Source organism: Azotobacter salinestris, assembly GCF_009363155.1.
Taxonomy (GTDB): Bacteria; Pseudomonadota; Gammaproteobacteria; order Pseudomonadales; family Pseudomonadaceae; genus Azotobacter; species Azotobacter salinestris.
Genome location: NZ_CP045302.1, coordinates 2,558,084 through 2,567,468, shown reverse-complemented (window position 1 = coordinate 2,567,468; position 9,385 = coordinate 2,558,084). Strand labels below are relative to the sequence as shown.

The 9,385-nt window shown below is 63.6% G+C and carries 10 protein-coding genes; all 10 read left to right on the top strand.

Annotated elements, in window-relative coordinates:
* Window positions 1-55 precede the first annotated feature (55 nt).
* The 10 genes from nifD to GCU53_RS12010 all read left to right on the top strand — a co-directional run bounded on the left by nifD (window position 56) and on the right by GCU53_RS12010 (window position 9,380).
* Complete coding sequence (gene nifD, locus GCU53_RS12055) at window positions 56-1,534, top strand: nitrogenase molybdenum-iron protein alpha chain (protein WP_152387827.1); 1,479 nt, start codon at window positions 56-58, stop codon at window positions 1,532-1,534.
* 101 nt (window positions 1,535-1,635) lie between these two features.
* Window positions 1,636-3,207, top strand: coding sequence for a nitrogenase molybdenum-iron protein subunit beta (gene nifK, locus GCU53_RS12050; protein WP_152387826.1), 1,572 nt, complete (start codon window positions 1,636-1,638; stop codon window positions 3,205-3,207).
* A 130-nt stretch (window positions 3,208-3,337) separates the two neighbouring features.
* Window positions 3,338-3,556 (top strand): putative nitrogen fixation protein NifT, encoded by a 219-nt coding sequence (nifT, locus tag GCU53_RS12045; RefSeq protein ID WP_152387825.1) that lies wholly within the window; start codon window positions 3,338-3,340, stop codon window positions 3,554-3,556.
* 4 nt (window positions 3,557-3,560) lie between these two features.
* Window positions 3,561-4,289 carry a dinitrogenase iron-molybdenum cofactor biosynthesis protein gene (locus tag GCU53_RS12040; protein ID WP_152387824.1) on the top strand — a complete coding sequence of 243 codons (729 nt, stop codon included), beginning with the start codon at window positions 3,561-3,563 and terminating at the stop codon, window positions 4,287-4,289.
* 23 nt (window positions 4,290-4,312) lie between these two features.
* Window positions 4,313-4,582, top strand: coding sequence for a DUF6129 family protein (locus GCU53_RS12035; RefSeq protein WP_152387823.1), 270 nt, complete (start codon window positions 4,313-4,315; stop codon window positions 4,580-4,582).
* Between the two features lie 8 nt (window positions 4,583-4,590).
* The gene (locus GCU53_RS12030) at window positions 4,591-5,325 is read left to right on the top strand and encodes a 4Fe4S-binding leucine-rich repeat protein (protein ID WP_152387822.1); all 735 of its coding nucleotides are present in this window, start codon (window positions 4,591-4,593) and stop codon (window positions 5,323-5,325) included.
* A 264-nt stretch (window positions 5,326-5,589) separates the two neighbouring features.
* The gene (gene nifE / locus GCU53_RS12025) at window positions 5,590-6,999 is read left to right on the top strand and encodes a nitrogenase iron-molybdenum cofactor biosynthesis protein NifE (RefSeq protein WP_152387821.1); all 1,410 of its coding nucleotides are present in this window, start codon (window positions 5,590-5,592) and stop codon (window positions 6,997-6,999) included.
* Window positions 7,000-7,009: 10 nt separating this feature from the next.
* Window positions 7,010-8,386 (top strand): nitrogenase iron-molybdenum cofactor biosynthesis protein NifN, encoded by a 1,377-nt coding sequence (gene nifN / locus GCU53_RS12020; protein WP_152387820.1) that lies wholly within the window; start codon window positions 7,010-7,012, stop codon window positions 8,384-8,386.
* Window positions 8,387-8,389: 3 nt separating this feature from the next.
* A complete protein-coding gene (locus GCU53_RS12015; RefSeq protein ID WP_152387819.1) occupies window positions 8,390-8,866 on the top strand; it encodes a NifB/NifX family molybdenum-iron cluster-binding protein in 477 nt (158 codons plus the stop codon).
* A gap of 31 nt (window positions 8,867-8,897) precedes the next feature.
* The gene (locus GCU53_RS12010; RefSeq protein ID WP_152387818.1) at window positions 8,898-9,380 is read left to right on the top strand and encodes a NifX-associated nitrogen fixation protein; all 483 of its coding nucleotides are present in this window, start codon (window positions 8,898-8,900) and stop codon (window positions 9,378-9,380) included.
* Window positions 9,381-9,385: the final 5 nt, after the last annotated feature.

The window sequence follows — 9,385 nt, the reverse complement described above, 5'->3', positions numbered from 1 at the left end:
AGTGCGGCCCATCCGTTACCCGCAAATGAACGCAAAGCAATGAGGAGTCATACCCATGACCGGTATGTCGCGCGAAGAGGTCGAATCCCTCATCCAGGAAGTCCTGGAAGTTTACCCCGAGAAAGCCCGTAAAGACCGCGCCAAGCACCTGGCCGTCAACGACCAGTCGGTGACCCAGTCGAAGAAGTGCATCACTTCCAACAAGAAGTCCCAGCCCGGTCTGATGACCATCCGTGGCTGTGCCTACGCCGGCTCCAAGGGCGTGGTCTGGGGTCCGATCAAGGACATGATCCACATTTCCCACGGCCCGGTGGGTTGCGGCCAGTATTCGCGTGCCGGCCGTCGTAACTACTACATCGGCACCACCGGTGTGAACGCTTTCGTCACCATGAACTTCACCTCGGACTTCCAGGAGAAGGACATCGTGTTCGGCGGCGACAAGAAGCTCGCCAAGCTGATCGACGAAGTGGAAACCCTGTTCCCGCTGAACAAGGGCATCTCCATTCAGTCCGAGTGCCCGATCGGCCTGATCGGCGACGACATCGAATCCGTGTCCAAGGTGAAGGGCGCCGAGCACAACACCACCGTGGTTCCGGTGCGTTGCGAAGGCTTCCGCGGCGTTTCCCAGTCCCTGGGTCACCACATCGCCAACGACGCAGTCCGTGACTGGGTCCTGGGCAACCGCGACGACGACAACAGCTTCGAAACCACTCCGTACGACGTAGCCATCATCGGTGACTACAACATCGGTGGTGACGCCTGGTCCTCGCGCATCCTGCTGGAAGAAATGGGCCTGCGTTGCGTCGCCCAGTGGTCCGGCGACGGCTCCATCGCCGAAATCGAGCTGACCCCGAAGGTCAAGCTGAACCTGGTTCACTGCTACCGCTCGATGAACTACATCTCCCGTCACATGGAAGAGAAGTACGGTATCCCATGGATGGAGTACAACTTCTTCGGCCCGACCAAGACCATCGAGTCGCTGCGTGCCATCGCCGCCAAGTTCGACGAGAGCATCCAGAAGAAGTGCGAAGAAGTCATCGCCAAGTACAAGCCTGAGTGGGAAGCGGTGGTCGCCAAGTACCGTCCGCGCCTGGAAGGCAAGCGCGTCATGCTCTACATCGGTGGCCTGCGTCCGCGTCACGTGATCGGCGCCTACGAAGATCTGGGCATGGAAGTGGTGGGTACCGGCTACGAGTTCGCTCACAACGACGACTACGACCGTACCATCAAGGAAATGGGTGACTCCACCCTGCTGTACGATGACGTGACCGGCTATGAATTCGAAGAATTCGTCAAGAAGATCAAGCCCGATCTGATTGGCTCCGGCATCAAGGAAAAGTTCATCTTCCAGAAGATGGGCATCCCCTTCCGTCAGATGCACTCCTGGGATTATTCCGGCCCGTACCACGGCTTCGACGGCTTCGCCATCTTCGCCCGTGACATGGACATGACCCTGAACAATCCGTGCTGGAAGAAGCTGCAGGCTCCTTGGGAAGCTTCCGAAGCTGCCGAGAAAGTCGCCGCCAGCGCCTGATAGTCCGCAATCGTACGCAACGTCCGCTGTGGGAGGGCCGCCCGCCCGCAGCCGACATCCGCTATCGCCGTCCACAGATGAGTGGGGCGTAGGAGAGAGTCATGAGCCAGCAAGTCGATAACATCAAAGCCAGCTACCCGCTGTTCCTCGACGAAGATTACAAGGACATGCTTGCCAAGAAGCGCGACGGCTTCGAGGAAAAGCATCCGCAAGAGAAGATCGACGAAGTATTCCAGTGGACCACCACTGAAGAATACAAGGAACTGAACTTCCAGCGTGAAGCGCTGACCATCAACCCGGCCAAGGCTTGCCAGCCGCTGGGCGCTGTCCTGTGCGCACTGGGCTTCGAGAAGACCATGCCCTACGTGCACGGTTCCCAGGGTTGCGTGGCCTATTTCCGCTCCTACTTCAACCGTCACTTCCGCGAGCCGGTTTCCTGCGTTTCCGACTCCATGACCGAAGACGCGGCGGTGTTCGGCGGCCAGCAGAACATGAAGGACGGTCTGCAGAACTGTAAGGCTACCTACAAGCCCGACATGATCGCAGTGTCCACCACCTGCATGGCCGAGGTCATCGGTGACGACCTCAACGCCTTCATCAACAACTCGAAGAAGGAAGGTTTCATTCCTGACGAGTACCCGGTGCCGTTCGCTCACACCCCGAGCTTCGTGGGCAGCCACGTGACCGGCTGGGACAACATGTTCGAAGGCATTGCTCGCTACTTCACCGTGAAGTCCATGGACGACAAGGTGGTTGGCAGCAACGGCAAGCTCAACATCGTCCCCGGCTTCGAAACCTACCTGGGCAACTTCCGCGTGATCAAGCGCATGCTCTCGGAAATGGGCGTGGGCTACAGCCTGCTCTCCGATCCGGAAGAAGTGCTGGATACCCCGGCTGACGGTCAGTTCCGCATGTACGCGGGCGGCACCACCCAGGAAGAGATGAAGGACGCGCCGAACGCTCTCAGCACCGTTCTGCTGCAACCCTGGCAGTTGGAGAAGACCAAGAAACTGGTCGAAGGCACCTGGAAGCACGAAGTTCCGAAGCTGAACATCCCGATGGGTCTGGACTGGACCGACGAATTCCTGATGAAAGTCAGCGAAATCAGCGGCCAGCCGATTCCGGCAAGCCTGACCAAGGAGCGTGGCCGTCTGGTCGACATGATGACCGACTCCCACACCTGGCTGCACGGCAAGCGTTTCGCCCTGTGGGGTGACCCGGACTTCGTCATGGGCATGGTCAAGTTCCTGCTGGAACTGGGCTGCGAGCCGGTGCACATCCTGTGCAACAACGGCAGCAAGCGCTGGAAGAAGGCGGTCGACGCCATCCTCGAAGCTTCGCCCTACGGCAAGAACGCCACCGTCTACGTCGGAAAGGACCTGTGGCACCTGCGCTCGCTGGTCTTCACCGACAAGCCTGACTTCATGATCGGCAACAGCTACGGCAAGTTCATCCAGCGCGACACCCTGCACAAGGGCAAAGAGTTCGAAGTTCCGCTGATCCGTATCGGCTTCCCGATCTTCGACCGTCACCACCTGCACCGTCAGACCACCATGGGCTACGAAGGCGCCATGCAGATCCTGACCACCCTGGTGAACTCGATCCTGGATCGTCTGGACGAGGAAACCCGCGGTATGCAGGCCACCGACTACAACCACGACCTGGTTCGCTAAGTCGTAGTTCAGTGGTCCTGGCCGGAGCGGCATGCGCCGCTCCGGTACTTCCTTGGCGGCGGCTGCAGGTGGTGGGTCTTCAGTATCCTCGGCCTGCGGCAACCGCCAAATCTGTCTAAGGAGCAAGCCCATGCCCAGTGTCATGATCCGCCGCAACGACGCAGGTCAACTGACCTTCTATATCGCCAAGAAAGACCAGGAAGAAATCGTGGTGTCCCTGGAGCATGACAGTCCCGAGCAATGGGGCGGCGAAGTCACGCTTGGCGACGGTTCGAGCTACTACATCGAGCCGATCCCGCAACCCAAGCTGCCGATCACCGTGCGCGCCAAGCGAGCCGGCGAGGCCTGATTCCATGAGTGCGCAACCGCCGTACGGCCAGGCCCCCCTGCCGGCCCATCTGGCCCTGCGCATTGCCCTGGCGGCACGCTCGCTCAAGGGGGTGGACACCGCCCACCTGCTGCGCGCCCTGATTGCCGCCGTTGGCGAACCCATCACGGAAGCGCGTCTGCGCAAACTGCGTGCTTCCCGCCTGCGTGCCCGTCTGCTCGAGGCGTGCGGGAGCGGGGCGCCGCTGACGCTGACCGATCGTCAGCTGCACAGCGCGCTCGGCCTGCTCAAGGGCCGCGGCGTACGCATGCCGGAAGATCCCCTGCCGATCCCCGAGCCCTATCGCGAGGGCGAATTCCCCTACTCGGTGCGTATCGCCTGCGCCTCCGACAGCGGCGAGCGCCTGGACGGCATCTTCAGCAACTGCGCGCGCTTTCTCATCTACCAGATTTCGCCCCGCGAGACTCGCCTGGTCGATCTGCGCGAGCCCGGTCCCGGCCGCGACGATGAAGACCGTCATGCGCGCCGGGCAGAATTGCTCGCCGACTGCCAGCTGCTCTACACCCTGAGCATCGGCGGTCCGGCGGCGGCCAAGGTGGTGCGTGCCGGCATCCATCCGGTGCGTCTGGCCCGTGCCCGGCCGGCCCGCGAGATCGTCGAGGAGCTGCAGCGGGTGCTGGCCACCGCGCCGCCTCCCTGGCTGGCCAAGGCCATGGGCGCCGGGCCCGACCAGCGCGTACGTTTCACCCAGTAACTGCTCCGGATGAGGACATAGCCATGATCAGCCAAACACTTCTCGACGATGTCATCCGCCAGGCCGAACAGGGGGGGCTGGGCGAAAGCCTGCTCGCCAGCTTGCGCGCTGCCCATCCGGGTGTGCACTTCACCTGCTGCATGGACGACGACATCGTGGTCAACGCCAAGCCGGTCGCCGAGCGCCCGGGTTTCAACGTCTACCTGGTCAACTCCAGCGACCACTGCTCGGTGCTGAGCAACGATCTGGACTCCGCCTCCGGCATCGTCCTGGCGGAAATCATCGAGGATTGAGGTGAGGCATGGCTGACGATCAAGGCGACATCACCCCCATCGGCGACTGCCGGGCCTGCAGTTTTCGCATGAATCTGCTGCTGACCGGCCGCTGCACGCCGGGTGATGCCTGCGTGGCGGTGGACAGCGGGCGGCAGATCGACCGCTTCTTCCGCAACAATCCGCATCTGGCCGTGCAGTATCTGGCCGACTCCTTCTGGGAGCGTCGCGCCATCGCCGTACGCTATTCGCCGGTGGAGGCACTGACCCCGCTGATCCGCGACAGCGACGAGGTGGTTCGCCGTGCCGTCGCCTACCGCCTGCCCCGCGAGCAGTTGGGGGCGCTGATGCACGACGAGGACCGCGAAGTGCGCATCACCGTGGCCGACCGCCTGCCGCTGGAGCAGCTGGAGCGGATGGCCGCCGACAAGGACTACCTGGTGCGTGCCTACGTGGTTCAGCGCATCCCCCAGGGCCGCCTGTTCCGCTTCATGCGCGACGAGGACCGCCAGGTGCGCAAGCTGGTGGCCAAGCGTCTGCCCGAGGAAAGTCTGGGGCTCATGAGTCAGGACCCGGAGCCCGAGGTCCGGCGCATCATCGCCTCGCGCCTGCGCGGCGACGACCTGCTCGAGCTGCTCCACGACCCGGACTGGACGGTGCGCCTGGCCGCCGTGGAGCACGCGCCGCTGGAGGCGCTGCACAAGCTCGAAGAGGCCGATCCGGAAGTTCGCCTGGCGATCACCGAGCGGCTCGGCACCGCCTGATCCCCGCTGTCGCCCCGTCCCTGGCGGGCGGGGCGGTTCGCCGGCCGCCCCCGTGCCGGCTCGCCCTCCCTTCTTGTCGTCTTCCGCCCGGCGTTGGCGGGAATGCCCGTTGCGCGCCCTCCGCTTGTTGCAAACCCGACAGGAAGGCGCGTTTGTGACAAAGGTTTTTCATAGCAAGCCCTTTAAAATCAATGCATTGCGTTGTGGTACAGGCATTGCAGTGATCCATTGCACACGCTGCATCAACGACCAGAGGGGTAAGCGATGAAAGCCAAGGACATTGCCGAGCTGCTCGACGAGCCTGCATGCGAGCACAACAAGAAGGAAAAGTCCGGCTGTTCCAAGCCCAAGCCCGGCGCCACTGCCGGTGGCTGTGCCTTTGACGGTGCGCAGATCGCTCTGCTGCCGATCGTGGATGTCGCGCATATCGTGCACGGCCCGATCGCCTGTGCCGGCAGCTCCTGGGACAATCGCGGCACCCGCTCCAGCGGGCCGGACCTGTACCGCATCGGCATGACCACCGATCTCACCGAGAACGACGTGATCATGGGGCGTGCGGAGAAGCGCCTGTTCCATTCGATCCGGCAGGCCGTGGAGACCTACGCGCCACCGGCGGTGTTCGTCTACAACACCTGCGTACCGGCGCTGATCGGCGACGACCTCGACGCGGTGTGCAAGGCCGCTGCCGAGCGTTTCAGCACCCCGGTGGTTCCGGTGGACTGTGCCGGCTTCTATGGCACCAAGAACCTCGGCAACCGCATCGCCGGCGAGGCCATGCTCAAGCACGTGATCGGCACCCGCGAGCCCGATCCGCTGCCGGAGGGCTGCGAGCGCCCCGGCATCAAGGTGCACGACGTCAATCTGATCGGCGAATACAACATCGCCGGCGAGTTCTGGCACGTGTTGCCGCTGCTCGATGAGCTGGGCATCCGCGTGCTCTGCACCCTGGCCGGCGATGCACGCTACCGCGAGGTGCAGACCATGCACCGCGCCGAAGTGAACATGATGGTCTGCTCCAAGGCCATGCTCAACGTCGCCCGCAAGCTGCAGGAGCGCTACGGCACTCCGTGGTTCGAGGGCAGCTTCTACGGTATCACCGACACCTCCCAGGCCCTGCGCGACTTCGCCCGCCTGATCGGTGACGAAGACCTGATCGCCCGCACCGAAGCGCTGATCGCGCGCGAAGAGGCCAAGGTGCGTGCCGCGCTGGAGCCGTGGCGCGAGCGCCTGAGCGGCAAGCGCGTGCTGCTGTACACCGGCGGCGTGAAATCCTGGTCGGTGATCTCCGCCCTGCAGGATCTGGGCATGAAGGTGGTGGCCACCGGCACCCGCAAGTCCACCGAGGAAGACAAGGCGCGCATCCGCGAGCTGATGGGCGATGACGTCCGCATGCTGGACGAGGGCAGCCCGAAGATCCTGCTGCAGACCGTCGAGGACTACAAGGCCGACATCCTGATTGCCGGCGGCCGCAACCTGTACACCTCGCTCAAGGGTCGCGTGCCCTTCCTCGACATCAACCAGGAGCGTGAGTTCGGCTATGCCGGCTACGACGGCATGATCGAACTGGTGCGTCAGCTGTGCCTGACCATCGAGAGCCCGGTCTGGGAGGCTACCCGCAGCCCGGCACCGTGGGACAGCAACGGTTACCCGCATCCGGCGAAGACCGGCGCCTGAGGAGAGAGACATGGCCGAGATCATCAATCGCAAGAAGGCGCTGGCCGTCAGTCCGCTGAAGGCCAGCCAGACCATGGGTGGCGTGCTTGCCATCCTCGGCATGGCACGCAGCATGCCTGTCATGCATGGTTCCCAGGGCTGCACCGCCTTTGCCAAGGTGTTCTTCGTCCGTCACTTCCGTGAGCCGATCCCGCTGCAGACCACCGCGATGGATCAGGTGACCTCGATCATGGGCGCCGACGACAACATCGTCGAAGCGCTGAAGGTCATCAGCGAAAAGAACAAGCCCGGCCTGATCGGCCTGGTCACCACCGGCCTGTCGGAAACCCAGGGCTGTGACCTGCACTCGGCGCTGCACGAGTTCCGCAGCAAGTTCCCGCAGTTCGACAACGTGCCGGTGGTGACCGTCAACACCCCGGACTTCTCCGGCAGCTTCGAGAGTGGCTATGCCCTCACGGTGACGGCGATCATCGACACCCTGGTGCCGGAAGACCGCAGCAAGGTCGGCCAGCGTCAGCGCCAGGTCAACGTGCTGTGCTCCTCCAGCCTGACTCCCGGCGACCTGGAGTTCATCAGCGAGAGCATCGAGGGCTTCGGCCTGCGTCCGGTGTTGATCCCGGACCTGTCCGGCTCGCTGGACGGCCACCTGGAAGAGTCGCGCCTCAACTCGCTGACCACTGGCGGCCTGACCGTGGACGAGCTGAAGAGCTGCAACCAGAGTATCGCCACCCTGGTGGTGGGCGAGAGCCTGTTCCCGGCCGCCGACCTGCTGAAGGAGCGCACCGGGGTGCCGGATCACCGCTTCGGCCTGCTGATGGGTCTGGAAGCCGTGGACCAGTGGCTGATCACTCTGTCGGACCTGAGCGGCAACCCGGTGCCGCCGCGTCTGCAGCGCCAGCGTCAGCAGCTGCAGGACGCCATGCTGGATACCCATTTCATGCTGGGTGACAGCCGGGTGGCCATCGCCGCAGACCCCGACCTGCTGCTGGCCTACGACCGCCTGCTGCGCAGCGTCGGCTCGCGCACCGTGACTGCGGTGGTGCCGGCTCGTGCCCCGGCGCTGGAAGACTCGCCGCTGGCCACCATCCAGATCGGTGATCTGGAAGACCTGGAAAACAGCGCACGCGCCGAGGGTGCCGAGCTGGTGCTGGGCAACAGCCATGCGCTGCAGCCGGCCAAGCGTCTGGGCGTGCCGCTGCTGCGCGTCGGCTTCCCGCAGTACGACCTGATCGGCGGTTTCCAGCGTTGCTGGTGCGGCTATCGCGGCACCACCCAGGCCCTGTTCGACATGGCCAACCTGCTGGTCGAGCACCATCAGGGTATTCAGCCCCATCACTCGATCTATGCGCAGAAACCCGCAAACGAACAGCCTCAATGGAGACACTGAGCAATGTCCAGCCCGACCCGACAATTGCAGGTACTGGATAGCGAGGACGACGGCACTCTGCTGAAGGTCGCCTTCGCCTCGTCCGATCGCGAGCTGATCGACCAGCATTTCGGCTCTTCACGTTCCTTCGCCATCTACGGGGTCAATCCCGAGCGCTCCCAACTGCTCTCGGTCGTCGAGTTCGGCGAGCTGGAGCAGGACGGCAACGAGGACAAGCTGGTCCGCAAGATCGAGCTGCTCGACGGCTGCGTCGCCGTGTACTGCTGTGCCTGCGGCGCCTCGGCGGTGCGCCAGCTGATGTCGATTGGCGTGCAGCCGGTCAAGGTGAGCGAAGGCGCACGCATCGCCGAACTCGTCGAGGCTCTCCAGGCCGAGCTGCGCGAAGGCCCGTCGGTCTGGCTGGCCAAGGCCATCCAGCGCACCCGTGGCTCCGATATGAACCGCTTCGACGCCATGGCCGCCGAAGGCTGGGACGAGTAGGTCCGATCATTTTTTCAGCGAGGAAGCGTACATGTACTACGAAGACCAACAAGAACCCGTGGTGCAGGAAGACGACAAGTTCCTGCAAGATCCTCTTATCCGCCAGATGGTGATCCAGCTGCGCTCCATGGACAGCTATGGCACCTACGACACCTGGAGCGATGCCCGCGTGCTCGATCCGCTGGTGCTGACCAAGGCGCGCCGCAAGGCCATCCCGGTGGTCGGCGATCCGGACGAGACCACCATTTCCCGGGTCAAGGCCTACTACAACGCCCTTGCCCAGATGATCGAGCGCGAGACCGGGCTGCTCGCCGTGCCGGTGATCAACATCACCCACGAAGGTTTCGGCCGCGCCCTGATCCTGGTCGGCAAGCTGGTTGCCCTGGACAAGGTTCTGCGTGACGTTCACCGCTTCGGGTTCGACTCCCTCGAGGCGCTGGTCATCGAGGCCAACAAGCAGCTGGGCAAGGCGACCGCGCTGGTCAACGAGCACCGTACCGTCGCCGAGCTTTGATTCGA